Genomic DNA, 26,994 nt, shown 5'->3' on the forward strand with positions numbered 1-26,994 from the left:
CTCTAATCGAAGAATTGTTGACAGCAAAAAATAGCGATTCCCCAAACTAGTCGTAGAGCAGTCGTAGACTAGTCGTAGAGAAATTAGCAATTGCTCCCCGTGATTCCCCAAACTAGTCATACAGCAGTTCTAGAGCAGTCGCAGACTAGTCCTAGAACAGTCGTAGAGAAATTGTGATTTGGTATACAATTTCGCCATTTAAAACCCACTAATTACATAGACTTAGTGGGGATTATGACTGAGTTTGTAAAGGAAAATATTTCGGTTAGACTTTAATTCAGTTCTGCATTTTGATTCTGCAAAGTGATATTGCTCCCGCGACGCTGCTGTGATTAATCCACACAAACTTTTGCATAACAAAAATGAAACAGAGCCAACAAGTAATTCTTTCAATTAAGCGAAGGGTAGACACTATCGACGGGCAGATAATTAGTTATCTGAAAACAGAACCTTTTGGTTTAGGCAACTTACCTCAAATAGTGATGTTGACCCTCAAACAATATTGGTTGCCTTTCAGCATCTCAGCTAATGGAGTCGATGGTGAAGAACTCAGGCAGAAGGCAATTTGGTCAATTAAACAATTTTGTTGCACAAGCAGCTTTGATTCGTGAGGTTTTTCTGGAATCTCATGTCAAAGACGAGGGTGGTGATGGCGTACCCGCACGTTACAAGAGCGATCGCTTGCCTACAATCTCTAAGTTAGGGGTATCGCTGTCACGGCTACCCCTGGTCAATTACGCCGCTACTGATTCCTTGGCTAGTATTTCTTCAATCAACTTGCCCTTTCTCATGCTGCTGTAGTTCTCTACCCCTAAACAGCTAGCCATCCGCTTTACCTCTCGGATTGTAAGCATTTCCAATGCAGGGATGGAAGCAATGAGTACAGCACAACTGCAAGTACCATCTGACTACCAAAAACAAGCACTTTACACCAAGTGATCACCCCTATCTGTAGCGAACTGCAAACATAAATCGTTAAAACTGCAAACAAGCCATTTTTGAAACCACATTATTTGCAAATAAGAGGGGTCTCAAAACCACAATAACTGCAAATGAAACCACAATAATTGCAAACAAACCGCAAACATAATTTTGAAACCACATTAACTGCAAATAGGCTGTAATCCTTAGCCAGTAAGGATTTTAGGTTTTCGGATACTTTGAAGATGAAACTGTCCAAATTAAAGAAGATTCACCATTACTCCAGTCTTAAACTTAAGAGTCTTTGCCAAATCAAAGAAATAAGTTAGTGGTACTTGCTGCTAAAAACCTAATTCATAATTAAATTGGACGGATATCGTCCAGATTAAACCACAACATTCGGGCATAAGTGTTTGGCTAATTGGATCGTTTAATTTGGACACTTATAGAGCCATAAATCCTATAACTCAATTCCCATAAGGGTTACGGCTTATTTGCAGTTAATGTGGTTTGAAAACCCTTGTTTGCAGTTTGAAAATTATGTTTGCAGTTTCATTTGCAAATAATGTGGGGTCTTGTCCACTTTTGGTGATCGTGTTTGGGGATACTCTCAATTGAGCGATGGCAAAAGATGAATTTTTTTTAGTCAATAGCGATAGAACGAACGTCTCAGTAGTTGAGAATGGTGTCAACAAATCAATAAAAGCTAGAATGGAGATGAAAAGTCTAAACTTCTTGTGTACTCTAGCTTTTAGGTAATAAAACGAAAAATAGTTGAGAATCACACACTCAGAGTCGAATATGGGTCAAAAGGCTATAGAAGTACTCTGTCACCTATTACCCGATACAAAAAATCTTCAACTTAAGAATTGGCTGATTAACGAAGCACAAGCTACCATTACGTTAATTATCGCTTCAGTACAAGCTGTTACTCAGTGCCCAATCTGCACTTCCCAAACTCACCGAATTCATAGTCGCTATGAACGGACGTTGGCTGATTTATCATGGGCTGATTACAAAATCACTTTACAGATGCGTGTGCGGAAGTTTTTTTGTCTCAATGCTAATTGTAAACGGCGCATTTTTACTGAAAGATTGACTAACGTGACTGTTCCTTGGGCGCGTCGGACTCTGCGGTTGGCTCAACAATTTACCACAATTGGTTTAGCGTTAGGCGGTGCAGCTCGGGGTGAGACTATCGCGGCGCGATGGTTTCACTGTGAGTCGCAATACACTGTTGCGACTGGTGCGTAAAATGCCTCTACCATTAATTGATTTCCTAGAAACTCTTGGGGTAGACGATTTCGCTTTTCGCAAGTGCCAAACTTATGGGACGATACTCATTGATTTAGAGCAAAGCCAACCATTGGCTTTACTAAAAGATCGTTCTGCGGAAACTTTAGCCCAATGGTTAAAAGCACATCCAGGTATTAAAGTTGTCTCACGAGACCGAGCCAAAGCTTATGCTAGTGGCATTAGCCAGGGAGCGCCCGAAGCTATCCAGGTTGCAGATCGTTTTCATCTACTACAGAATCTAGGAGAAACACTGGAACGAGTGTTTCATGGGCATAGTAAAGACTTGAAAGAAGTTGATGAAGCTTACAGTCAAATCGAAGTCATCCAAACAGATGGCACAGTAGTTGCACCAGTACCGCCACCCCCAACACCGACTAAACAGGAGCATCTTGCAGAACAACGTCGTACACGAAGACTGGCAATTTATGAACAAGTTTGGGAATTACATCGCCAGGGTTGGTCGGGACAAGCTATTGCCCGCAGACTTGGTATTGGTCATGGAACCGTGTTTCGTTACCTGAGTAGCCCCACATTTGTTGAACGTCAGGGACGCAGCGACCGTGGTCGAAGCTTGCTGAACCCTTACAAAAATTATCTTCTCAAACGCTGGAACGAGGGTTATATCGATACTAAAGGGCTGTTTGGGGAAATTCAACGGCGTGGTTACTCTGGTAGCTATGATACTGTGGCCCGCTACACCCGTCGATTGCGCTCCTCTCAAGGTTTGAAACTAAGGCAACGCCTTATAAATAAACCTCTGCCGATAGTTGCCGAACCGCAGAAGAAATCTCTTACTCCTAGTCGGGCAACTTGGCTTGTGCTGCGACGACGGGAATTGTGCAAGCGAGGCGATGAACAACTGATTGCACTGCTAGCGGCACAACACCCCGAATTAGCTGAGGCAATTGAATTAGGTCAAGGTTTTGCTCAATTGGTGCGTACTCGACAACCCGAACAACTTGATCTTTGGCTTACACAGGCGGAGAATAGCATTCTTTCTCCCTTTCGCAATTTTGCTAAAAGTTTGCGTGAAGACTACGATGCTGTCAAGGCTGGTGTAACGCTTTCAGTGAGTAATGGCCCTGTTGAAGGTCACATCAACCGATTAAAGATGTTGAAACGACAAATGTACGGTCGCGCCGGGATAGATTTACTTGAGCGACGGTTCTTGCTGGCTATATAAGGCGTGGGCAGGGGAGCGTGAATAATAAACTGTATTTTTGCGTTAGCGCAGCTTACCGTAGGTATCGCATGAAGGCGGGCACTTCGTGTCCTCGCTCAGTCTCAGTAATAGTTATTATTTCATCTTTTGTTGTTGCGATCACCTCCGGTGGGCGGGTACGCCATCGCTCAATTGAGAGTATCCCCAAACACGATCACCAAAAGTGGACAAGACCCATAATGTGGTTTCAAAAATGGCTTGTTTGCAGTTTGAAGCGTTTATGTTTGCAGTTCGCTACATGTAGCGATCGCCAATCTGCTCAAAGCCAGGCAGTTCATTCAAAAACTTCAACGGATGGGTTGTCGCTTCGCATTGGACGATTTTGGGGCAGGGATGTCGTCCTTTGCCTATCTCAAGTCTCTGCCTGTAGATTACCTCAAAATTGACGGGAGTTTTATTCGTAACATTGTCGAGAATCCTGTCGATAATGCGATCGTGACAGCAATCACGCGTATTAGCAGTGTCATGGGTATTCAGACGATTGCTGAGTTTGTGGAGAATGACGCTATTTTAGAGCGAATTACGGCACTAGGAATTGATTACGCACAGGGATATGGCATTGCAATACCTTGCCCATTGAGTTAGATATAGCCTGGGACTGTAAGCTTCAATTTCTTGACCTTTTACCTTAAAGTTTGGCTGTATCTCCTGTATTACGCATCACAATATTTTTTGTCAAGAAGACCGCCTAACCACCCCAAAACCTTAATTTGACGTGAGCGCCAGTCAGTGCTGACTCTCATATTGGGCATCACCGTGACTATCATCAGATGTTTTCAGGGACTCTAATTCTTTCAATATCTGCAAAAGCCTGGAGTCACTTTGGGGTTCAGCCGGGATACGCGCAAAATAGGACGTGTTGTAAATAAATGTTGCAGGGCGTGTTTTATTGATTTACTAACTTGCCCATAAATGATATTTGGGCAATCAAAATTTTGCACGATAAAATCAACTCTTCACCGCTTTCCATGCCTCAAGCTTGCCCATAAACAATCATTTTTGGTTATGTTTTCATCTTCCGTGAACATCAAAACCACAGTTTAAAACAACGCTAAATCAATAGTTTCGACTCTTTGGCGTTACAAAACTTTACAACGTGTCCCAATTTGCACGTATCCCGGCTGTACCCCATAAGCAGGATGAAAAATTAGTATCTGAGTTTAAAAAAAACTCGGAATTATTCTCAATTGTCTAGAGGAACATCTAGCACCAGGAAAAGGCGTTCATTACCTGTGTCAGGATGAAACTAAGGTAGGATTAAAAACTCTCACAGGAAAAGTGATTACGGCTTCTGGAGTCAAGCCAACTGTATCCGTGAAATGGCAGAGGGGAAATTTTTGGATTTATGGTGCAATTGAACCATTAACAGGACAACATTTCCAACAAGAATATCCCAAACTCAGTGGATTATTTGAAAATAGAAGAAATTCTCAGGAATTGAAGATTTTTTTAATACTGTAAATTTATCGGTATTGTGATAATGAAAGTAAATTGTATTGATAACTTAGAAGAGCTAAAACAAGTCTTCTAAGTTATCAATAGAAAAATTTTTAGTTTCTTATAAACACATCGGTTGAAACGTTGAAATTTGGACTATATGGAATAGCAGCAAATACAACTCCATGAAGAGATAATAATCCATTTTGATAAGTAACATCTGCAAGGGTAGAAGGAGGAATAGAACCACCTACCCCAAATTCATTAATCTGAATTTTATCGTAACCAGACTGAAAATCGTTGATGATGGTATATCCTTGGTTTAGAGTATAATCATACCCGTACATATTAATTTGAAATACATCGTTTCCATCACCGCCCCAGACATAGTTGTTGCCAAAAAAGGGAGTAACGTACAACGTATCATCACCATTTTCGCCATAGATGAAATCATTACCATCACCCTGGATGAAATCGTTACCATTGCCACCATAAGAAATATCATTGCCAACTTCACCCCACAAGGTATCATCGCCTTCACCACCATATAGGACATCGTTGCCGTCAGAGCCAACTAGGTAATCGTTACCGCTATCACCAAAAAGAGTATCGTTGCCAATATTTCCTATTAGATAGTCGTCTCCCTCATAACCATAAAAAGTATTATCGTTTGTATCGCCGGATAAAATATCGCTATTGTAAGTACCGTAAATATCCATTAAATTTACCCTCAATGTATTGCCAGTAGTATATAACTACTTTCATAAAGTAATTACAAAATTTATAAATTATCTGTCATAGGGCAGAGACATAATCGCCACACCACGAAAATTACTTATTAGAACACCATTTCTCTACACTTATTTTGGCTATAAGGCGCTCTATTCCTAGATATTGTGTCTGTATCTGCACTTTGGACTGATTGCTATTTTAGTTTCTTGGCCAAATTAGCTAAACGAGTAATGCTAGAGCGAATGTTACCTGCTTCTTTGCGGCTCTTCAGCCGTTTTTTGGCTTCTTTTAGTACTTGTTTCATGACTGTATCTTTTTCTTTGCAAGTAACATAAAAAGCTTCCAACAGCGTTTCAACTGTGATTTTTTCTTGGTTGCATAGATCATCGAGTTCTTGCTTTATTGCAACTTCCAAACGGACAGGTACTCTAGGCGCAATTTCAGGGAAGTTCGCTAGTTGCTCTTCTAATAAAGTGAGTTCCGAAACGGAGCTATCAGCAGTCGAGGTCACGTTAACATCACTTGTAGGTGAATCCTGCTGTTGTGGAGCTAACACATCTTCTCGTGGTGCAACTGTTGGTGCAACCGCTCTATTTCTGATTTCATCTAGAATATTCATGTTTTCACCTATTTGTAAAATTTATTACGCTGTTTCTAAGGGAATTAATTTGGCATATTCTTTTGACAAAGCTGGCCTGAGTCGTTGAGCTAAGACATGAATCGTATATTCCAGATTTGGCTGCCCCAAGTCTGTTGGCGCAACCCGTTGGTTGATGGCATTTTTGAATACATCCGATTCCAAAATATGCGGCAACATCAAATCCGACCCTATCAACTGCCGCATGGTATCGATACTGGTTTTAGTAGCGTTTGTTGGATGCAAACCAGTCCACCGTGCGCGAAATGGCACTACACCCAGTAGTTCACCATAAGGTAGGGCTGCTTTAAATTCTTTAATTAATTCCATAGTCCGCAACAGCGATTGCACTCCCTTGACGTTTGACTCTGCTGGAATCACCCATCTATCGCCAGCACCCAAGGAAGTCTGCGCTAAATGTGAACGTTCTGGGGGTGGGTCTACAATTGCCACGCCAAAATTACTCACAATTGGTTGCAGGCGATTCCTGAGAATAAACAGACTTAAGCCACTGGAGGCCAATTTATAGTTAGCACTCTCCAAGCCATCATCGGAAGGAATTAAGAACAGGTTGGTATTGTTAATGGTACGGTCGCCCAGTTTAACGTTAGGTACAGACGCAATGGCATCAAGAATTTTTGTTTTCTCTTCTGGTTGTGTCAGAACTTCCAGTAATGTTGGGGTATCAGGCTGCACTTGCACCCCTAAAAAACTGGTCAAGCTAGATTGGGGGTCGCAATCCACAAACAAAACGGGAATTCCTAAGCGCCCCAAATACCTCCCCAGCATCAAGGCTACCGTAGACTTTCCCTGACCCCCAGCCAAGCCCAAGGAGACGACTGTTGGCGGATTTGGCATAAAACAATTACATAAAAATACTAAAGTACAATGTAACCAATATACTAATTTACTTTTGTAGAATTGTACTATAGTGCAATTCTACTTTTGTACAAAAGTAGAATTGTATTTTAGTTAAACTATAATGCTCCAGACTAAACTTGCCAACGATAAACCCCAAGTAGTCTGGATTGCAGTTCAATATAGATATTGCAGTAAAGCAGAACTAACCATGACTGAAGCCAAGTCTACTCGTACAGTGCGCCGAGGAAGAATATTCCCCGAAATCCAGTGGTCTGAAGAGAAGAAAGCTCAATGGAAAGCTGAAAAAGCAGAATTTAAGCAGCGTTGCGAACAAATCTTTCAAAAATTGCAGCCTTCTTTAATTAAGACTCACTACAACTGGTATGTAGCAGTTGAACCAGAAAGCGGAGAATATTTTATTAATGAGGATGCATTAGCAGTTGCCCAGATGGCACATGAAAAATACCCGAACTTCCGGCTGCACGTCTTCCGCATCAATGAAACTGGGGTGTGCGGCACGATATGATTTCTGGCAACTTTGGTGATGAGGATGAATTATTTTTTGAGATAGAATTGATAGCTGCTGACGGATTCCAACTACCAGTAGAAGCACTTTTTGATACAGGTTTTTCTTGGTGGTTGGCAATTAATAACCAGGATTTAGAAGCACTTGATTGGATTTATGTAGAACAGCAAACAATGCTCACAGCCCAAGGAAATGCAGAATTTGACATTTATTTAGGAAAAGTACGAATTGATGGACAGGAATTTGATATTCCTGTTCATGTGGGTGAAGGAGTGTCAGAAGTTTTACTTGGTCGCCAGTGGTTAAAAACTCGACGGTTGGTGGTGGATATGCCGTCTAGGGTGTTAACACTAGAAAACAGATAACCCAAAAATTGTTAGGACTTAACGAGGACTCAGAACTGGAGGGCGATCTCCAAAAATAGCACCTCGCCGCTCTAGGTCATGCTTCATATCATCTGTAAGACCTACAGTCCCTCCAAATAAGGCCTTCACAACAATAGCACCGCTCAGGTTGGCATTAATAAGATTGACATTAATAAGGTCGGCACCACTCAGGTCGGCATCGCTCAGGTCAGCACCGCTCAGGTTGGCATTTATCTCGGCTCAATACCTGGTTGAAGCTGAAATCTAATTCCTAAGAGTGGTGAATGAAGCTGGAATCTTGGATCTAATGGAGGCATAATTTGCCTGATGGATTGAAGTTAATTAGGTTAATTATGAGTGCAATGAGCAGTAGTTCAGAAAGTTACGCTAAAGACTTGATGATCCGCTTGCTAAAGGAGAGGTACAAATGTCTGATATTATTGATGTAATAAAGTTCCTTTCAGATAAAGTTTCTAATTGGAACAACTTAAAATACGAGAAAATAGAGAAAATTTATGAAACTGTAGTTGAAGTTTCATTCAAGGAGCTTGAGGTAATACATCATAATTACTCAATTCAGCTATCAACTCTTAGAGAACACTTAATTAATCGAACTACTCCCCCAAAAGAATTAATTAATTGGTTAAGAAATACTGGTTTAGAGTATAGAGACAAGAGAGAGTCATTGCAAACAATAGAAGATGAGCTAAGGAGATTTAACAACCAACCAATTGATCCTAATAAGGATAAGAAAAGCAATTTTTATTGGCATTTTCAGAAATATGTAAAATCAGTTCTAAATTATTTTCAGTGTACGATTTCACATAAAAATCTTAGCTTTTATAGAGATTATGAGGCGCAACTCAATAGCCTTTTAAAGGCAGTAGAGAATGATAGTCAGAAACATCGAATCTTTATTAAATCAGCCACAGATGTATTTTATGGATCTGATTATGTACAGGATATGAATGATGAGTTAATTAGAATTTGTGATGAAATTTTACCAAGGCAATGGAAAGAAGTAAATTCACAATACAGGTTAGTAAGCGCAAGTTTTCAAGAGCTTAATGCTTCTAGATAAGTGACCTTTTTCATTAGTCTTTTGATATCAAGCCCAGCCTGTGCCGCCAGCCGCCCAAGCAGCTTTCGCACTGCATCAGTAGACATCACCTCACCACGCTCGGAAACGAAAATATATTTGCTATCGGGCAACATCTCTCTGAGTTCTTTGAGCAAAACTAATTCATCATCTCTCAAGGGATGCACCCCTGAGTCACTGCCCTTTTCCCTGGTGATGAAAATCTGGCGTTCGGCCCACAGAGCGTGCATCCCATCTTAAACCGCACTTAGCCCCTACAGCTTCCCCCACCCTCAGACCGTGGCGAAACATGAGCAACAGAGCGTGTATAATCACGGTGAGAATAACGAGCTTTGCGCTCAAGTGCGGCATTTAGTAGAGATCGCACTTCGCTTGGTGTAAGGTATTCTCGCTTACCTGTAATGCTTGTTGGGTAAACGGATTGGGGGTGGTAGCCTCATTTACTCTCGCTGGTAGTGTCCGGTGTACGCGTTCTTATTATGGACAGTCTACTACGCCACGATCCCTATTACTCCGTTAGATAACGCGCCACTCAAGAGTTATTGCGAACTGTTATCAATTGCTAAATACGTCCATCTTGGCGCAATGCCAAATAGAGTTTAGTTTGCACTTTGTGTTAGCTGACGCTATATCTGCCTCAACCGCCACGGGTTTACCCCAAAGCGGTTAAGTTTTGAAACAAGTGGCAAACGATGCAACGGATTTTTTTACTGTGCGTTCGCACTTAAATCGGTGCAATGTTAAAAGATGTCTGCACGTCCTAGCATTCAACAACAGCCAAAAGCTTTTGGCTGTTGTTGAATTTGGTTGGCTCGTTTTGGGGTAAAAATTGATTGCCTGTGGTTCGGGAAATATCGGTCATTTCCGGAAAAACCTCTCATTCGTTTGAAGCAAAGAAGAAGCAGTTGGACAGATCGTTTTTGAGGAGTCCTTAATACTTACTTATAGGCTATAGGTAGTATCTGACCAGAAAACGTAGGGTAAGCGCATTTAATTTTGTGAACAGCTTACTCAAACCGAATAAAACAACATTATTTATCAGGAACATTCTCATGCCATTAAGTAACAGGGCTATTTCATCTCCATCTGATAATGAAAATAATATGGGTATAGCGGCTGTATTAAAGCATATACTTGTAATTTTCAGCTTGTTATATTTAGTCTGTATTCCGTTCGGAAAGCTAGGAGGAAAACGATTTACCCCCGTAGATATGGGAGTTCTAATGATAGTTTTAATCGTGAATTCAGAGGTCAAATTCAAAGACATAGTTGAAAGGATTTCATCTGCAAAAGTGACTCCCACCTCTGTTGAGTTCACTCTCCAAGAGAAAATCGACAAACTTTCTGAAAAAGTTGATATTCAAGCTAAAAAACAAGTAGATCAAGATAAGGCAGATGCCGAAGCAAAAAGCTTGGTTGATATTCAACTGAGTGAGACTGGTCATAAAAAGGTAACGCTAAGTGAGTTACGTGAAAAGATTCATAGTGCATCGTCTTCAGCAACAGAAACTATCTATAAAATGGCTAAAGATGCGCGTCGCAATGGCTCTAACCAAAAGGGAATCATCGAGAGAACAATTCCAATTTTTCAGGCATTGATCGACTCGGAATACGAAAATGATACCTACCGCTTCTACGCCCAGCTTGGCTATGCACTGAAAGATAAAGAAAATCCTGATTGGAAAGAAGCAAAAAATAAATTAGATAGCGCAATTTCATTGTGGAAACAAAAGCATCCTACTGATGATTTTCCCTCGCTTTACTGCTTTAATTGGCTGTTCTGTGCAGCAAACTTGAAAGACAAGCTTGAACTTGAGCAAGAAGAAATTAATAAAAGAATCGAGGCCGCAACGACCTGTAATAGTTTATACGCAGTGATTAAAGACTGGAGTTTAGACTAAAAGCGATATGAGAGAACGCAAACCAAATGGAATTAGAGGTTAAAAATATTATCTTGTCAGCCTCAAAACATCCGCGACCTTGAACAATTATTGTGTAGTATGTTTGCAGAGAGAATAATACAATAATGATAATCATGAAAATGGTGGGAGAGAAACGAGCGACGCTCGTTTCTCTCCCACCCCCTCCCTATTCGATTATCATTATCAGATAGAGATTAGATGGGGAATGATTAAGAAAAAAAGGGGTGTCTGATTGAATACAGTCCCCCTTTTGGCAGAAAGTGAGAAAAGAACTACCATTACTCACCTGCCAACATGAAAAATGCCAGACTTGAAGAGTTTCGTCAAGTAGCCTACAAATATTTAGGTAGAGCCAAAGACGCGACCTTTGAATTAACAGATGCCATATTACTGACTCGCAATGTTTATTCATTAGCAGACTTATCTTTATCACCCGTATTCAGACGCAAGTGGTCAAGTATTTATGAAGCGCTACAAGATAGCAGACCGCAGCGACAGAAATTGATGCAGTTATACATCAAACAGATACCAGTAGAGGGACGACCCTTGTTAGCAGGCGACCACACAAACTGGCTCGCCCTGATGCAGTAACGCTGCAAGAGAGGACTTATGAGCATAGTGGCACATCCATAGCAGAAAATAAACCGATTAGCATTGGTCAAGGATATAGCACAATTGCCTGGATACCAGAAAAATCAGGTAGTTGGAAACCTACCCTTGAGACATGAACGGATCACAAGTGGCGAAAGCCCAATTCAGAAAGCGGTTTGGCAACTTAAACAGGTGTGTAAACATTTAGCCGTTAGACCAATTTCAGTTTGGGACAGTGAATATGGGTGTGCGCCTTTTGTGTTGAAAACTGCCAGTATTCCCGCAGATATTCTGGTAAGATTGCGCTCAAATCTTTGTTTATGGGGTGAACCTGAAGCTTATTCGGGTAAAGGACGACCCAAAAAACACGGGTCTAAATTCAAACTTAGTGAACCCGCGACATGGAGTGATGCAGAATCTGTTTTAGAATTGGATGATCCGAAACTACAACGGGTAAGAGTTAGCCTCTGGAAAAATTTACATTTCCGTAAAGCGGCAGCGTGTCCGATGCTACTCCTGCGGGTTGAACGTCTCAATGCACAAGGTAACTTGAGAGTGTTAAGACCTTTGTGGTTGGCTTGGGTAGGAGAAGAAATGCCACCTGTGGAGGAAGTTTGGCGACTTTATTTGCGTCGTTTTACAATTGACCATTGGTATCGCTTTTTAAAACAACGTCTACATTGGACTGTTCCCAAGCTAGGCACTCCTAAACAATCCGAGCGGTGGAGCGACTTAATGCCTTTTATGACTTGGGAGTTGTGGTTAGCCCGTGATATCGTTGCTGACAATCCTCTACCTTGGCAGAAATCTCAGGGTAATTTGACCCCTGGAAGAGTTGCTCAAGCTATGGGTGGAGTTTTCGCCGCCATTGGTACTCCAGCCCTTCCACCCAAACCTCGCGGAAAGTCCCCTGGTTGGGAAGCCGGAAAAAAGCGTCACCGTAAAAACCGATGCCCGATTGTTAAAAAAATCGTAACACGACCACGTAAAGAGCCATCAGTTGCGGTTTAATACTAAAGATTATTTATAATTTCGCTAAGTCTCTAATTAACTCAGCCCTGCTGGGTCGTTTTGCATAGCTTAGTCTAAACTCCAGTAAAGACGAAAAGCATAAAAACATTATGGATTGGATGTGTGAAAATTACAGAGGAGACATATCAACCCTTACCCCTAAATTTAGTAATTTGAGCGGATATTGTCGGAAAGACTCCGATGAGCAGAAAAAGCTACTTTCCCATGTATAAGACTGGACAGAAGCAAGAAGGAATTTCTGAATGTAATGGGATTAAGGGAGCAAATGGTTTCACAGCTATTGGTCTGTTTCTACGTCAACCGCTTGGGACTTTTTGGGGTTCAGTTAGGTCGAGGGGGAGATAATACTCCCCCTCGACCTAACTGAACCTCTATAACCACATCACCTAACTTCTTGGAAAAGAATGGAATTCACATCATTCGGCTCAACCAAGCCTCTTCCTGGCATCAATTTCACACTCAAATTGTGACCACTAATATTTAAAACATAAATATTTGCTTCTGAGTCAAAAAGCTTCCATGTCCCCGTGTGACCATCAGAAATTTTAAAAGTTCCATCAGGATAGAACTTTGCAACACCGCACTCATAAACGTTTTGGATGCATGACATAATTTGGTAAGTCTTCACTATCTGGTCTTGCTGCCCAGATGCTGTATTGCTGTCATATTGAACAGTGCCTAGAAGTTGCACTTCATAGTTACCTCCAGTTCTAACTAAACCTTGAGGGGGTGGCTGAATACGCATAATCACTTTAGTTTTTTGCTTTAAATCACCAGGGAAAGTTAATTGTGCAGTTGTACCCTTTGAAGTTAAATCCCTATGAATTTTCCAAGTTTGTCTTTCGTCATATAAATCAATTCCAATTGTGGCTGTATTAGCGTTACCTAACAACCCCATAGATGTGAACTTGATGTGAACATCCACTTTTCCTGGGCCGGCTAGAAAGTAGTAGAAATGGGGGCCAACAAAACTGTCTGCTACACTGGAATTGACTCCAGAATGTAATGGTGCTGGCTTATCTGGACTGAGCGATTGTGCAGTCACTGGGCTGACAAAAGTTGTGAGGATGAATAGTGTACTCACCGCTGTACCAAGCTGGTAAGTATGTTGTAAAATCTTTCGGATTTTACTGTTTGTCATTAGCGTCCTCCTGAAATTCATTTCATTCCTAAGACTACGAGCTTGTCGGAGCCAATTTCGTAACTTTTTAAGAATTAAGCAACTCGGTTGTCATCAACCAAACTATGTTAAAAAACGTAAAGAGAACTGAAACTCTTGCTAATGACGAAGGACGAACGTAAGCGCTGATCTGTCAAGAAGACCGCCTAACCGCCCCAAACCTCCATCTTGCGTAGACAATGCACTGAGTATTTAATCATGCTTACCAGTGACCGTGGCTGTAACCCTGATTCGGTCGTAAGAATATAAGTAATTTTTATTGGCTGCAACGGCTAGGAGCTAACAGAGGCAGGGAACCACGGTTGAAGAAAGTTGGGGAGAGGCTCTACAAACAGGTCAGGAACATGGGGTTTTTGGGATAAACCCTCGAAAAGGGAGATTATGAAAAGTGAGTTTTAACGCTATCACCCTATAACTCTTGCCAGATAAGATTCTTGGCTAAACCCTGTCTCAGAAAGTGTACTTTTTGAGACATACCCAAATCATGTCTCTTTTTATGTCTCAAAATGCAATTCTTAGATCCTCTAAGGACTAATGATACTCTCCCAGACCTATAGCTCTATGAAGGTTTGCGCTTTCTTTTAAGGTAAAGCACCATTCAAGATTAAATTCCTTAATCCCCCTTTTCGAGGGTTTGTACAAAAAACCCCTATTAATGGTATCCTCAGCCTTATTTTTTTGCAGCTAGGTACTCATTTCTTTGTAGGAATAAACTTTACTTTTCTTGAAATATTAGCAATTAAGTTAATTAGCTGTAATTTACTTTTAATACTTTCTCTAGGACTCTCAATGCTGTGCGAACGTATAGGGCTTGGAGCTTGTGTTCGTTAATTATACACGAAGGGCACGAAGAAAAAATGAAATCCTTGCTATGGCTAGGTGGATGCCTAAGCCAGGAAGTCACCCTCCTGACTCGGCTACAAAACCTAGGGTTAGGGGCTTGAGTAGCAGGCGAACCGAAAACCGGGATAAGCTTGAAAGCCTAATTAGATAAGGATTTTATCCAGAACTAAGGTCATTGACGCTCTGCTTATCATCAAATCACTACTCAACCAGAAAATAAGGGTTTCAGCTTTTAAACATGCTTGTATTACTCATGTAACATATTTGAACCCGGTTTTCTGCGCGAATGCTACTCATACCCCCTTCACTACGATTAATGAATTTTGGCGACCCTTTGTTTGAAGAATTACTGAAATGTAACTGGGGTTCTGTAAAAATGAGCCGCCTTGGTATTGAGACAACTTAGTTTAACTCCATTGCCCTGTTAAACCAATTCAGCTAGTTCCTGACCTAATGCTTTGTCAGTACATCTTGTGTTGAAAACTACTGAATTACAAATCGCTAAGTAACGAAAACAATAAATCGTTTTTTCGTTATTTAGCGAAAAGACGAAAGCAATATTAGCCATGATTATCTGTCCAGTATTTAAAAATCCGTTGCAATAGCTCGACTTGGGTACAACCGTAAGTAGCAGCCGCAATCTTAAAATTCTTTTTAAACTCGGCAGGTACTTTAAAATTCAGGTTGGAAATTTCACCTGGATCGGGCTTCTCCAAGTTGTCTTTTGTTTCCTTAATGCTAGGTGGTTCACCTTTGCTTGGTTTGCGAGGTGGTGGAGGTGGTTTAGTTGACATAATTAGGACTCTTGCTCACTCAACAGATCAATAATTCCTTGGGCTACTTGTTCTGCCCGTTGCTTCAAAGTAGGAAACGTGACTTCAGAAACAGCACGACCGTTATCACTTGCCTGTCGGTAAGCAGTCTTTTCTGGAATTGAGCCAGCCACTGTGACATATCCAGCTTTATGAATATATGATCGGGCATCCTCAATTTCATTCTCCCGATCGCCGACTCGACATAAAACAAAAATAATTTTATCCGTAGGGATTTTGGCGTTTACCAATTCATGCGCCAACAGTACAGACGGTTTGAGATCATCCAGTGATAAACCAGTGGGTAAGACAAGTAAATCACTTGCACGGGCAATTTCCAGTGTCCCTTGCATAGAATGTGGTGGCCCGTCCATAACCATGAGGTCATAAACCGAGGCGTGTTTAAGTGCTTGCGCTACAGTGCGGAATTGTTCAACTCCAATTTCTGGTTGGATACCATTTAGTTCCCGGCGCTGTTTCCAGTCCGTGGCTGTGCCTTGAGAAATATCAAGATCCGCGATTTTAACATCCCAGCCAGCCGCCGCGTACTCACGGGCAATCAACCTAGAAATTGTGCTTTTTGAAACGCCACCTTTCTGTGAAATGACACCCACAATTACAGTCATCGTGAAATCGTTCTTTCGCTCTATAGCGATTTATTTATATCGTGCTTTCGTTCTTTATTCAAGTATGACTTCGTTATAGCAAGAAAGAACGAGTTAAACAAAGGACGAAATCGTTATTTCGCTAAATACACTTTATGCGTGATTTGGAAGCTTTACAAATCCCGTTAACCGAAAAGTATTGAGTCCCAATGTTGGGGTTGGTAATTATTTAGCCTTGGACTAAACTCTCAATCACAGGTAGAAAAATCCCAACCTTGGGACTGATGGAACAACATTGCTAGTAGTCTGCCAACCCAAAATTGTTGGATGAGGGCTGGGGAAAGGTTAAAGGGTAAGGGATTTAAACCTTTCCCCTTTACCCCTTATCCTTTACCCAGCAAAGTTCCTTTGGCAAAGCCTTCAAATGGGGTTGACAAACTTGACATCATACTAAGTTGCCCCTGGTTGCACGAATCTTCTATTTACGCCATCTAGGTGGAATCTTAATATCAATATTAGCTTCAGCTGATTATGATCTGCACCCAGATGCTTAAGCTTGATTGTCTGTTTCTCCTTCAACTAAAGGAGGCTTTTTTTTCAAGATTGGTTTAGGCTGATGATTGCTGCCCCCTTGATTATCCTTTTTAGGTAGTCCCTGCACAAAGGGCTTATTCTTTTTAGATGCTTGCTGCACTGTAGCTTTATCCTGTTTGGAGGCTTTGAGAAATCTGGGTGCAGTTTCTTGTGGTGGAGTTAATAGCGCCATAAAACCAAAGACATCACGCCCAGGTAGAAATTTCGCTTTCAGGGTGACAAATGCTGGATGCCCTTGCTCCTCATTAGCTGCTTTGGGATTAAATCTAAAGGGTCTTATAGGTGCATCCTTCCAAAGCAAGGGTATATGGCTGGCCTTCATGAATTTCACCTTTTTAACAGCCTCAGCCTGCTTAATGTATTCCAGCCTTTCACGAGTAAAGTTGCGGAACACAGAGATGCAGGGAGTAGAGCAAACAGGAATAAACTGCCATAGTCCGCCTAATTTAAACTCCAGGTCTTCTAACTCTCCTGAGACAGTTTCTTCAAATCGTCCTCTGTCAAAACCCACTAGTTGAAAAACGATGGTATGAGGTTGCTGTTTGCGCGGAAAGTGAATTGGCTTGGGATAAACTACTAAACGTTGAGTACGGTTGCCAGTAGCTTCTATTTCTTTCTTGAGAGCATTAAATACTTTCAGTTTTCGCGGAATATACAAAAGTGGATATTGAGAACGGCCAATAGTAACGGTGCTTTGACCATCTGAGCTTAAGTTGACCTCCCCAGTAATTACGCCAACAGCTTGAAATATTGCCGATGTAACTTCAATATCATCTGTTTGTGATGACGTATCAACATTTACTTGTTCCTCAAGAGATGGGGTTTCAAGTAGAGGCGCAGCCTCAATAGATTCATTAGGGGTAGGTTCAGCAGATGGCATGATAATTGGAAAAAGTGTGCAAATCGCGGTCTGATTCAATCTTAATTGGGCCAAGGCTAGAGAAGTTGCCACGAAATGCCAAGTAGCTTAAAGCATTGTTGTGACTAACTTTGAGCCGTTGCCTTGTCAATACGTACCACTACATTGGAACGTTTGAAGTTCATATCGCCCTAACCCAGTTTTGATTCATCACCTTATATGTGCGCTTCTCCAAAACTTGAGAACGTTTGTTATAAAAATTACACTCAATTTCATAATAATTAAAGTATTGTTGCTCAAAAACTACAGATTTTACCGTACCCTTATGCCAACCATTTAAGTCCTCATGCTGGAATTGGACTTGATTGCCAACCTCAAAGAGGATGGATTTGGACTGCGTACTGTCAGCAGTGTCAGCAGATGCAACCACAGGTTCAGATTGTTCTTTTAGTTCGCACAACCCTCCCCCCCTGTTAGATTCGGGTGTTAGGTTTACTTCCTCTTGGGCTGAAAGCATTGCACTATCAGAATTATCAAAACCTAACACCTGTTTTTCAGAACCTAACACTTCTGGGGTGTTAGGTTTCATTAGATAAGTGTTAGGTTTAGTGTTAGGTTTTGGAAACTCCTGTTCTATAAGACTTTCAGGACTAAAACTAACACCACTGTGGGAAACATGAGGGGGGGGGATCTGTGCAGCTTTTTCAGTATCACCTTCAAAATTGACAAAGTAGACTTTGGCGTTTTTAGCAGTGTTAGATTTTGATTTCCGCTTACCAATAATTCCTCTTTGCACCATTCGGTTAAGAATGGTGTATACACTATCACTACCTATAGCTTCCTTTATCTCTGTACCCTCATAACCAATGTTTGGGCGTTGCTCTAACAAGTCAAGAATCTTTTGTTGTAAAGACTGATTAGCCTTTGCAACCTCTAGAGACTCTCCTACTCGCCCTTGGCTAATCCACTGCCCGGTATTAGCTTCATATTTCAGTTGCAGAGCAACAGGCTCAAATCCTCGTGTTTTAGGCATTGAGAAAATCCTGTTTGGATCTGAGTCATCTTTGGTTGCTTTTTCCAATCTCCAGTGAAAGGAAACATTTCCAGGAATAGCTGTTGACCCAGATGAACGACTGACACCACTTAGATCCTTGTTCTTATTGTCGTGGTGAACCCACAATAAAGAACCATAGCGAATGCACAAGCGCTCTACTTCCTTCATCCAATGCCCTACGATTTCGGATTTTTCTTCAATCCCCAGAGGGTAGCAAATGGTGGTACGAATAGAATCAATAATTATCAAATCTGGCTGGAACTCCTCTAACCCAGACTCAAGTAATTCCAAATCCTTAATAGTCCAAGCAGCCATATCGTGGGTTTGACCAATGACTCTCCAATTAGGGGTGTCCTCATCAAACCCGCGATCGCTTAAATAGCTAGCAGTGATGTTTAGAGGTTGGTCAGAGTTGATAATCAATACTTTGCCTTGCTTCACCTTTTCACCGAAAAATTCTCCACCTGTGGCGATTGCATAGGCTAAATCAATTGTTAACAATGATTTGCCTGCCCCCGGTAAGCCAGATACTAATCCACTGGCATAGCGAGGTAGGTAGCCAGGAACCAGAAAATTTAGGTTTTCACTCTCAAGGTTAAAAAGTTCTTTCGGTGTTAATAGTCGTGGCTTTTGGGTATTCTGCTTTTCGGCATACCTGATAGCATGGCACTGCTGTTCAAACTCTCTGTTAGTCAAATGATATCGACTTACGATCCGACTCCGCTCCGTAAATTGCTGTATGGAATCTGTCTCCCTCAAAAATGCCTGTATTTCCAGCTTTAATCGCTTGGATTGCAAGTTTCGCCGCAATGGTGGCAGTAGTTGGCGTTCCCAGAAAGAGGTACTTAAACCCGCCTCTTCCCTTAAATCTTCTAGTTCAATAGCCTCTTCAATTTCGTCAAGCCCTGATTGAAGAATTGCTCTAGCCTGTTCTATTGCTTCCCGCTTTGTAAATTTTCGCTCTGGTTTTAGCTGTTCAACCTGCGATCGCTCAACCTTGTTGCTCTTAGTTTCTTCAAGCAACCGTTCCCATTCCCTGATCCTGCCGGAGATAGAATCCATAATTTGTTCAACCGTAACACCATCATTGATCCAGTCTCCAATATCTAACCCACTCTTATCAGGTAATCTAGACCAGAAAAAATCGCTAGGGGGGGCATAAAGCCATTTGGCGTTGGGGTAGTCAACAGCCACATCAGCCATATACTGAATTCCTGGCTTATCCCGGTCAGGACAAAGTATCAAATTCACTCCTTTTAGGTCAGCACTGTAGTCCCCATACTTACTGTATCCTTTTGAACCACCCAGCGTTGTTGTTGCGGGTATACCTAATTCCCAAAGCAGGTCAGCAATTCCCTCTCCTTCTACCCAAAAAATCTGCTTGCCAGATGCGATCGCCTGTTTAATTTGCGGATAACGGTATATCGGTACTTTAGTTTTAACTTCATCTGTCAAACCATTAATCCAGCTTTTTCCGTCCCAATGGGATTGAAAAAACTTTCTGTCCCCTTTACCATCGTCGATGCGGGTTACTTTTACTAGTGGCAAGCCTTGTCTATCCACATAGACAAATTCTTTCTTGGCTTTGGGTCTTACTTCCTTTTTGGGGGTTACAGGAGCATAGTATGGGGTTTTGTCTGCATCTGTTTTGCTAGTTTTCTCCCAACCCAATGCAGGTTCAGCACTACGTTTGCAGACTGTCAAATCCCCTATCTCATAGCACCAATCAGGTTTCCCGCAGTGGACGCAGGGGTTAGATTTAGTCGCTTCTAATAGTTTAGAATTTTGGTGAACTGCACTAAAATATTTGTTGTGGTCATCTGTTAAAAGCATGATTAGCTCCTTGTTAGAGCCTGCTTTCACGCTTCACCTAAGATAGAATTTATTAGATTCTAGACAACTTCTGCAAGTTATACACTTTCTACACTATAGTGTAGTTATATATAAAATTAGTTCTTTTTAATGTCTTGTCTTGCAGCGTTGTAAGTGAACGGTGTAAAGGCCAGGCATTTTTTGATGTTTATATGTTCTTAAGTATACTACTGCAAAAGCCACCGAGCGAATCCTGATTTTCTCACTAATTTGCGATCGCTGATTGCTCAAGCACCGCCAGAAGAACAAGCAGAAGTCTTGCACTTAATTGCAGATTCATTTGCCAGAAATCAGAAAGCCGAAAGTAATCTAGACACAGTAGAGTTAGCTGTAGGATAACTACTTTCAGCACATCTCCTCCCCAGGTTTCACTTGGGAGGCTTAACAGTCAACGGTGGCGGTGGTGGTAAAGTACCCGTAGGCAATGACTGCAATGCCTGCAAAGCTGGAGCTACTTTTTGCTCTGGAGTACGGCGGTCATAAATCTGATGCTGCATCTTTTGACCGTGGGCCATCAGTTCCGCCAACGCAGCTAGCACCGAGTCCGATGTTCCAGAAAGTTTGAGATATGTCACAATCGAATCTCTTACCATGTGAGGAGTGAAAGCTTTTCCCGTCAGACGATATATTCGTTTCCGAAAATAGTTGTATAAGGAGCCATCTGTTAGCGGTTTTCCATTCAATTGCGTAAATACATAGGGGTGATTTGGATTAAAAACCTCTCGCCATTTTGATAACCACTCCGACAATAAGGGATATAAAGTTGCTGGGAGTTCTACAATTCGTTTCTGTCCATTTTTACAATAAGTATCTCCTGTTTTAAAATCCTCTGCTGTATGTTCAACAAACCATTTCTCGTCGCGATTTATTAAAGTTTTTCCTAACTCTAACTGTTGTATAGTTCTGGATCTATCTGGAAAGGCACTCAAAAGCATACAAATTAAAGCGACTTGATGACTTTGACCGATCGCCCGTAAAGAGCGTTGCTTACCGTATTTATCTTTTGGAGCGCATTCTTCTAGTAAACGCTGTACACAAGCTTTAAATGTTAACCAATCAAGCCATTTTTTGGATTCATCAGCGCAACGTGGTGTGACATTGACTCTTGCCATGATTTCGCACTCTAATTGCCGCAACTCTTCAATTATTGGTATATCCTTATATCCAACACGTTTGTTAGCTACTTGTTCACGAGATTGAGATTTAGATTCCTTGTGATACAAGTATTTAGCAACAGCAACTAATGATTCCACCACTTTTAATTCGGTATTAGGGGAAGCTCCACGAGTTTCCCTGAGCCATTGTAAATGTTCATCAACAAAATCCATAATATAATCGATAGCTTCTTCATCTCGCTGTCCATTTTCAGATAAACAGCTATCAGGAACAAGGATTTTTAAACTTAATTTGTTTAGAGGTATATCCTGATAACGGAATAACCATCCTAATAAACGTTTACAGTTGTTAACATGAGCGATAGCGCTCCGCTTTCTTAAAGGGGCATCTTGACGTTTCCGATTGCCTACAATTGCTGTCTGAAAACTTAGAAGATTATCGAATTCTTGTTTTAATTCATCAGAGGTTTCGTGTTCTTTTAATGCATAAGCATAGTTAGGGCAACTAGATGTAAGCTTTTTATCTGTAACCCGCAGATGATCGCCGACTCGACCTCTTTTTTGACGGATGGGAGGGCAATATTTTCCAGCATCTGTTTTGGCAGCTATTTTCCACCAAGATTGACTACTGCACCAAGAGAGCATCTTTTTTAGATGCATTCGGTAATTTCGGGCACTTGCACTTCCTGCTACACCTAAAGAAACAAAAACTTCACTCTGGTATCCCATTACATTAGGCATCTCCGATATCGGCACCTGTTTCATGAAATCCAATCCAGCGTTTACCTCCTCTTGAGTCAGTTTCTTCCCTTTTGCTAAGGGCAATCCCAATTTAGGCAGCATAAAACGAACTATAGCGGTACGAATTCCTGCTGTCCTGTCTTGCTTGCTGGGGATCTGGGTTAATTTAAGATATTCACAATAAGGTTGATAAACATCATACACAGTTTCTGGGATTGAGTTCATTTGAATCACTCCAACTTCAATTTTTAACTTCAATTAATTACGTCAAATAAATAGCAGTTATTTGATGCAGATGGGATAAATATTTGCTGTTATATAAATGAGCAATTATTAATTTAATCAACTGCATCTATCTCGAACCCACTAAAGCATTTTATCAAACATTTCCCCATCATTTATGACATTTTAGCATCAATCTCATGGCACGAGATTTACCATTTTTGCTATCAATTTATTGCCAATTAAAACATCTGAAATCCTCATAAATTAACGCTAAAGTAGCAGTTCTATTTTGACAAATGTCATAAATATTTGTCACAAGTATTTATGACGCTTCAACCCTCAATCAATTTGATGAAATTGAGGATTTTTGTTCACTAAAAAAACAAACCGGGGACTCATGTCCCCGGCTTCGGGTTGATATTTAATTTTGGCTTTTTTGGTTTTAATTTCTTTTTTAATTGTATCTGTATAACCAGTCGAAATGCAAGACTGACTTCAAAAAAAGCGTAAACTTTTATTAGAGATGCCTATGTTTTTTGGCGATGGCTACGCCCGCCTTTGGCATTCGCGCAGCGTGTCGCAGACAAGCCTCTCGTAGAGAAAGCATCGCACTTCATTGACTGCAATCGTGGGGTATCGAAGGTTTGTTCAATTTATTCCAACGGGGATGCTAAGACTCCTCTACATAGCGTGAAAAGAATTCCCAAATCTTTAATCCCAAGCCGTGAGCCAGTTTCTCTACATTTTCGAGTGTTGGGCTACGTTCGGCACGCTCTATAAGTGATATATATGTCCGATCAAGATTACTGATTTCAGCCAGCTGTTCTTGGGTTAAATCGAGTTCGCGCCGTCGCCGACGCACGGCTTTAGCAAATCGAGTTTTAATGTCTTGGCTGTCGTTTAATTGGATCACGACACGATCATCTGTCAGTGCTGACAAAGCGTCTACGGACAAAACGTCGCTATTTGCAGACAAAACGTCTAAAATGATAATATTCTCAATAAGCGAGTCAGTATATTACCAAATAAGTCTCTGAGGAAAGAACAAAAGGAAAACTGTCTGTGATGTCTGCACAGGATAATCAAGAAGCCAAATTACTGTGAGTAGTTACTCAGGATTTTGTGTTTTACATAGAAGTTGATGCTCTAACTGGAGAAATTATGGAAGAAAAGTATTTATCACCAAAAGAAGAATTAGAATGCAGTAGAACAATAGCTTCTCTAATTAAACGCAATAAGGAACTAGAATATTTCCTCTGGTATTTAAGGTTCAAAGTCTTTAAAACTGATAAAAGGAAGTCTCGTCAATACGGCTCTTTCTCTCAAGTATGTATTAAGTTACATCAAGATAAAAATATTTCTTTAGCTCCAAGTACCTGCTATGAAATTGCATGGGCTTATGAAGAAAAAAGGATCATTACCGAAGTAATACAAATAGATATTTCTCATGTAAAACTTTCGGTACACGCACGACTCCAGTTAAAAAAAGAGACAAATATAGAAATTAAAAGAAAAATAATTCAAACTGCCTTATCTGATTGTATTGGGAAAAAAAGTATCACCCAAAAAGATATAATAAATGCCCAAAATAAAATTGCTCAATACTTAAATCAAAAAGAAAACTTGCTGTCGATATCAAATAATCAAACAACTGAAATTGGAATTGCAAGAACGTATGCAGTTGGTGCAGATAGTGGTGTAAGCCCTTGTACGAATGAGGTTGTTAACAATCAAGGGGTTCCGTTCTATCCCAATAAACCAATTTATACTTGGCAGGGGATGCGGTTTCGCTCAAAAGCCGAAGTTCAAATAGCAAAAGCTCTTGACCGTGTTGGTGTCCTCTTCATGCCCAATTGTTTAGCCCGTCTTACTGATCCAAGAAAAACTGATAGCAGAAGGAATATGGAAGCAGATTTTTTTGTTTTTTATGAAGGCAAGTGGGGTATTCTTGAAGTAGATGGCCCTTCTCACAAACCAGAAAGCCGAGTAAATGAGCAGGAGCGAGACCGCCTTTTCCACCATAATGGAATAGCAATAATTCAACGTTTTACTAATTACAGGTGTGAGCAACATCCAGATGATGTTGTTAGGGAATTTTTGCAAATAATTAAGAAGATAGGTTAATATAGCAATCCGAATTGAAACCTAAGAAAATATGTAGGCAGAAAGTACATATTTATAAGTATTTCAGCGATTTTATTTATTTTCCCTGAACTTTCTTCTGCATTAGGTTTATTGACATTTGGTGTTTTTCTCTTAGCGATGAAAAGCAAACAGCAATTAGTGTTGCCAATACAAGGTATTGCAACCAAAAGCCTTCATATATCTTGATGACAATCGAAGTAATAAACCATTCGCTTTCAAGTGTGATCGCGGAATTCTAGGAATTAACAAAAGGTAAGTCAAGGAGTGGCATGAGCCATCCTTTTTTACTTATGAGAATTTAGTTTACCAGAGCAGCACTTCTGATAACTAAGTTCCCAGGTGTGATCGCACATTTCTTGATTGTACAACCACGAATAGCTACAACCCATATACAGTAAGGTTATTGGACTGCTTTAGCCCTGATTAGTGGTTGTTTTGTTGGGCTGCACAGCCGAAAATGCCTGTAACCCATATACAGTAGGGTTATTGGATTACTTTCTCCCTGATTGATAGCTGGTTAACTTTTGTGCAGATTTTCGCCAATGACTGATACCCCTGAAGGCTTACCCAGCAATAGTTACAGCTTGCATTAGATATGCAGATTTTCCTATAAAAGAATTCAAGAATAACTGCACAGGATGGATATGAGCCAAGAGAGTGTCAAAAGCTTCCTATGGGATGCAACGCCCTGTGCAGGGAAGAAGTGCCAAAGTGCGATCGCAGAACCTTTCTAAGAAGATAACGATTCATGACTAAATATGTACTCAATGGAAGGTCTCAAGCGAAAACGAGTTAAGGTGTCTGTAAAAATTGCAGATGTGCAAATTTTGATTGTGTTGCCAGTGAGGATGGCAATAGTTCAAGGGGTATCTAATGTCATAGTTTTTATTTTTCTATCCTTATAAGGGGAGCCATTTATGGACATTTATCAGCAAATCTGGGATGCCGACCAAACTGGTAGTGGCGTTAAACCAATTATTGATGGTCAAGATGGTGAGCCAGAGCAGGGCTACGTCAAGGTTGTAGCGGCAGCTAGAGGTGAATCAGAATTTAAGGTTTTGTCAGAAGTCAACATTCCAGAGTCAAAAATGCGGACTTACCAACTCGTCCTTGCATTGTTTGATAACTATGCTCTCGACGAAAGAGATCCTGAGATTGAAACACCTCAAGAGCGCGAGGAGGTACACAACCTTTTGTCTGCAATCGTCGATTCGGCACCAATGCAAGTAGCCCGTCGATATGTTGAAGAATCCACAAACACTGTCGTATCAAGCGAACGTTGGTATTCTACGTTACTAGAACTTTGGTTCCGGCGTTTCTCTCAAGGTGGTGATCCTGAGTTGTCAGGGTTTGAACATGTTTTTGTCGGTGAACAAGAAGGTTCTAAAGTACAAGGTTATCACTTTTGGTATAAATACTATCTAGATGATGGTCTCGCCTCAACTATAGACCGTAACCGATTACCTGGTTTCAAAGATGATCGCATCGGCTACCTACGTGGTCAATATGGTAATGGTCAGGAAAACTTCCCAGAGTCGGTCACAATTTCATTTAAATGGGATGCCCCTGATTATCCCAATGGAACCACTCGTCCTTTAACTAAACCAATAGGCGGTTTTTTTGTTGGATGTAGCGTTGAAGGACTCATGGCAATGGGTGCTGTCCGAGCGCACATTGGCGCTCGCGCCCCTAAAGAGGCTGTTATCAATGGTGCTAGATACGATCTCAAACTGTTCCGAAGTGGTAACGACCAAAATATTCGGACATTTTTCCCGATGTATTTGGGGGCAGCGGAGGACAGAATAATTTCTGACTCAGGAGGTACAACAACCCCAGATATTGGACAACCGCCCATTATTACTACTGTAGACAGCCCTGTGAGAATTATCGCGGCGCTGGTCAATCCTCTAGGAGAAGATCCAGGCAAAGAAGCGGTGACTTTGATCAACACTGGGTCGGCTAGCGTTTCCCTTGAAGGCTGGTTTCTGTTGGATGCCATGAACAATCGGTATGTATTATCAGATCAATCGAACGTCATGGCTTCTGGTGCTACAACCTCCATTACCTTGCCTAAAAACTCAATTCAATTATCTAACAAAGGCGGTGAGATTCGTTTGCTAAACCGTGACGGCAAAGTAGTGCATCGAGTAAGTTACACCAAAGCACAAGCTCAAGAGCAAGGACGTACTATTATTTTCTGAAGAAAATTTAAGGGAGCTTGTCTTACTCTTAATAGGGGGATATCTGAGGGAGCGATGCGATTTTGTGAGGTGCTTAAAATTCGGGTGCTAAATCACCTTTTTAGGGG

24 protein-coding genes and 3 pseudogenes are annotated in these 26,994 nt (G+C 41.1%); 14 read left to right on the forward strand and 13 right to left on the reverse strand.

Annotation, left to right across the window (positions count from 1 at the left end; genetic code table 11):
- Window positions 1-362: 362 nt before the first annotated feature.
- Entirely contained in the window at window positions 363-611 is a 249-nt protein-coding gene (locus tag FD724_RS42280; protein ID WP_179076809.1) for a hypothetical protein, read from the forward strand.
- Window positions 538-801: a hypothetical protein gene (locus FD724_RS41520; protein ID WP_256874775.1), complete on the forward strand. Its 264-nt coding sequence runs from the start codon at window positions 538-540 to the stop codon at window positions 799-801. The genes FD724_RS42280 and FD724_RS41520 overlap by 74 nt, the downstream gene beginning before the upstream one ends.
- Window positions 802-803: 2 nt before the next feature.
- Here FD724_RS41520 and FD724_RS42285 read toward each other — a convergent pair.
- Window positions 804-854, reverse strand: a pseudogene (locus FD724_RS42285) (hypothetical protein); the annotation flags it as partial.
- An 868-nt stretch (window positions 855-1,722) separates the two neighbouring features.
- Here FD724_RS42285 and FD724_RS41800 point away from each other — a divergent pair.
- The 4 genes and pseudogenes from FD724_RS41800 (at window position 1,723) to FD724_RS42290 (ending at window position 4,900) form a co-directional block, all read left to right on the forward strand.
- Window positions 1,723-2,175, forward strand: a complete 453-nt coding sequence (locus tag FD724_RS41800; protein WP_306297123.1) for a transposase family protein — start codon at window positions 1,723-1,725, stop codon at window positions 2,173-2,175.
- Window positions 2,141-3,400, forward strand: coding sequence for an ISL3 family transposase (locus FD724_RS38355; RefSeq protein WP_306297124.1), 1,260 nt, complete (start codon window positions 2,141-2,143; stop codon window positions 3,398-3,400). The genes FD724_RS41800 and FD724_RS38355 overlap by 35 nt, the downstream gene beginning before the upstream one ends.
- A 279-nt stretch (window positions 3,401-3,679) precedes the next feature.
- Window positions 3,680-4,024 (forward strand): annotated as a pseudogene (locus FD724_RS38360) (EAL domain-containing protein); the annotation flags it as partial.
- A gap of 693 nt (window positions 4,025-4,717) precedes the next feature.
- On the forward strand, window positions 4,718-4,900 hold the full coding sequence (locus FD724_RS42290) for a hypothetical protein (protein ID WP_179076810.1): 183 nt from the start codon (window positions 4,718-4,720) through the stop codon (window positions 4,898-4,900).
- An 89-nt stretch (window positions 4,901-4,989) separates the two neighbouring features.
- Here FD724_RS42290 and FD724_RS38370 read toward each other — a convergent pair whose 3' ends face one another.
- From FD724_RS38370 to FD724_RS38380, 3 genes are all read right to left on the reverse strand, one after another.
- Complete coding sequence (locus tag FD724_RS38370; RefSeq protein ID WP_179076811.1) at window positions 4,990-5,595, reverse strand: calcium-binding protein; 606 nt, start codon at window positions 5,593-5,595, stop codon at window positions 4,990-4,992.
- Between the two features lie 206 nt (window positions 5,596-5,801).
- Window positions 5,802-6,227 carry a hypothetical protein gene (locus FD724_RS38375; RefSeq protein ID WP_179076812.1) on the reverse strand — a complete coding sequence of 142 codons (426 nt, stop codon included), beginning with the start codon at window positions 6,225-6,227 and terminating at the stop codon, window positions 5,802-5,804.
- 24 nt (window positions 6,228-6,251) lie between these two features.
- Window positions 6,252-7,103, reverse strand: coding sequence for a ParA family protein (locus FD724_RS38380; protein ID WP_179076813.1), 852 nt, complete (start codon window positions 7,101-7,103; stop codon window positions 6,252-6,254).
- 211 nt (window positions 7,104-7,314) lie between these two features.
- Between FD724_RS38380 and FD724_RS38385 the strand changes: the two genes are divergently transcribed.
- Together FD724_RS38385 and FD724_RS38390 are read left to right on the forward strand one after the other, a co-directional pair.
- Window positions 7,315-7,632, forward strand: coding sequence for a hypothetical protein (locus tag FD724_RS38385; RefSeq protein ID WP_179076868.1), 318 nt, complete (start codon window positions 7,315-7,317; stop codon window positions 7,630-7,632).
- Window positions 7,629-7,997: an aspartyl protease gene (locus FD724_RS38390; RefSeq protein ID WP_179076814.1), complete on the forward strand. Its 369-nt coding sequence runs from the start codon at window positions 7,629-7,631 to the stop codon at window positions 7,995-7,997. The genes FD724_RS38385 and FD724_RS38390 overlap by 4 nt, the downstream gene beginning before the upstream one ends.
- An 18-nt stretch (window positions 7,998-8,015) precedes the next feature.
- Here the strand turns inward: FD724_RS38390 and FD724_RS38395 are convergent, their stop codons facing one another.
- Complete coding sequence (locus FD724_RS38395; RefSeq protein ID WP_179076869.1) at window positions 8,016-8,231, reverse strand: pentapeptide repeat-containing protein; 216 nt, start codon at window positions 8,229-8,231, stop codon at window positions 8,016-8,018.
- A gap of 193 nt (window positions 8,232-8,424) precedes the next feature.
- Here FD724_RS38395 and FD724_RS38400 point away from each other — a divergent pair, with 193 nt between their 5' ends.
- Entirely contained in the window at window positions 8,425-9,078 is a 654-nt protein-coding gene (locus FD724_RS38400; protein ID WP_179076815.1) for a hypothetical protein, read from the forward strand.
- Here the strand turns inward: FD724_RS38400 and FD724_RS41530 are convergent.
- Window positions 9,054-9,326 (reverse strand): tyrosine-type recombinase/integrase, encoded by a 273-nt coding sequence (locus FD724_RS41530; protein WP_256874776.1) that lies wholly within the window; start codon window positions 9,324-9,326, stop codon window positions 9,054-9,056. The two genes, FD724_RS38400 and FD724_RS41530, sit on opposite strands and share 25 nt — an antisense overlap.
- Window positions 9,327-10,148: 822 nt before the next feature.
- On the opposite strand from FD724_RS41530, the gene FD724_RS38410 reads away from it, so the two are divergent.
- Both FD724_RS38410 and FD724_RS38415 read left to right on the forward strand, forming a co-directional pair.
- Complete coding sequence (locus tag FD724_RS38410; RefSeq protein ID WP_179076816.1) at window positions 10,149-10,997, forward strand: hypothetical protein; 849 nt, start codon at window positions 10,149-10,151, stop codon at window positions 10,995-10,997.
- A 315-nt stretch (window positions 10,998-11,312) separates the two neighbouring features.
- Window positions 11,313-12,620, forward strand: a pseudogene (locus tag FD724_RS38415) (NF041680 family putative transposase).
- 403 nt (window positions 12,621-13,023) lie between these two features.
- Here FD724_RS38415 and FD724_RS38420 read toward each other — a convergent pair.
- The 5 genes from FD724_RS38420 to FD724_RS38440 all read right to left on the reverse strand — a co-directional run bounded on the left by FD724_RS38420 (window position 13,024) and on the right by FD724_RS38440 (window position 20,421).
- On the reverse strand, window positions 13,024-13,782 hold the full coding sequence (locus FD724_RS38420) for a hypothetical protein (protein WP_179076817.1): 759 nt from the start codon (window positions 13,780-13,782) through the stop codon (window positions 13,024-13,026).
- Between the two features lie 1,442 nt (window positions 13,783-15,224).
- Complete coding sequence (locus FD724_RS38425) at window positions 15,225-15,458, reverse strand: hypothetical protein (RefSeq protein WP_179076741.1); 234 nt, start codon at window positions 15,456-15,458, stop codon at window positions 15,225-15,227.
- Window positions 15,459-15,460: 2 nt separating this feature from the next.
- Window positions 15,461-16,102 (reverse strand): ParA family protein, encoded by a 642-nt coding sequence (locus FD724_RS38430; RefSeq protein WP_179076818.1) that lies wholly within the window; start codon window positions 16,100-16,102, stop codon window positions 15,461-15,463.
- Window positions 16,103-16,631: 529 nt separating this feature from the next.
- A complete protein-coding gene (locus FD724_RS38435) occupies window positions 16,632-17,555 on the reverse strand; it encodes a hypothetical protein (protein ID WP_179076819.1) in 924 nt (307 codons plus the stop codon).
- A gap of 160 nt (window positions 17,556-17,715) precedes the next feature.
- Entirely contained in the window at window positions 17,716-20,421 is a 2,706-nt protein-coding gene (locus FD724_RS38440) for an AAA family ATPase (protein WP_179076820.1), read from the reverse strand.
- Window positions 20,422-20,670: 249 nt separating this feature from the next.
- On the opposite strand from FD724_RS38440, the gene FD724_RS41535 reads away from it, so the two are divergent.
- On the forward strand, window positions 20,671-20,799 hold the full coding sequence (locus FD724_RS41535) for a hypothetical protein (protein WP_256874777.1): 129 nt from the start codon (window positions 20,671-20,673) through the stop codon (window positions 20,797-20,799).
- 29 nt (window positions 20,800-20,828) lie between these two features.
- Here the strand turns inward: FD724_RS41535 and FD724_RS38445 are convergent, their stop codons facing one another.
- Together FD724_RS38445 and FD724_RS38450 are read right to left on the reverse strand one after the other, a co-directional pair.
- Window positions 20,829-22,541 (reverse strand): site-specific integrase, encoded by a 1,713-nt coding sequence (locus FD724_RS38445; RefSeq protein ID WP_179076821.1) that lies wholly within the window; start codon window positions 22,539-22,541, stop codon window positions 20,829-20,831.
- Between the two features lie 670 nt (window positions 22,542-23,211).
- On the reverse strand, window positions 23,212-23,517 hold the full coding sequence (locus FD724_RS38450; RefSeq protein WP_306297125.1) for a helix-turn-helix domain-containing protein: 306 nt from the start codon (window positions 23,515-23,517) through the stop codon (window positions 23,212-23,214).
- 185 nt (window positions 23,518-23,702) lie between these two features.
- Between FD724_RS38450 and FD724_RS41540 the strand changes: the two genes are divergently transcribed.
- Window positions 23,703-24,665 (forward strand): endonuclease domain-containing protein, encoded by a 963-nt coding sequence (locus FD724_RS41540; RefSeq protein ID WP_256874778.1) that lies wholly within the window; start codon window positions 23,703-23,705, stop codon window positions 24,663-24,665.
- 938 nt (window positions 24,666-25,603) lie between these two features.
- Window positions 25,604-26,887, forward strand: coding sequence for a lamin tail domain-containing protein (locus FD724_RS38460; protein ID WP_179076822.1), 1,284 nt, complete (start codon window positions 25,604-25,606; stop codon window positions 26,885-26,887).
- Window positions 26,888-26,994: the final 107 nt, after the last annotated feature.

The organism is Nostoc sp. C057 (genome assembly GCF_013393925.1).
GTDB classification, from domain to species: Bacteria; Cyanobacteriota; Cyanobacteriia; order Cyanobacteriales; family Nostocaceae; genus Nostoc; species Nostoc muscorum_A.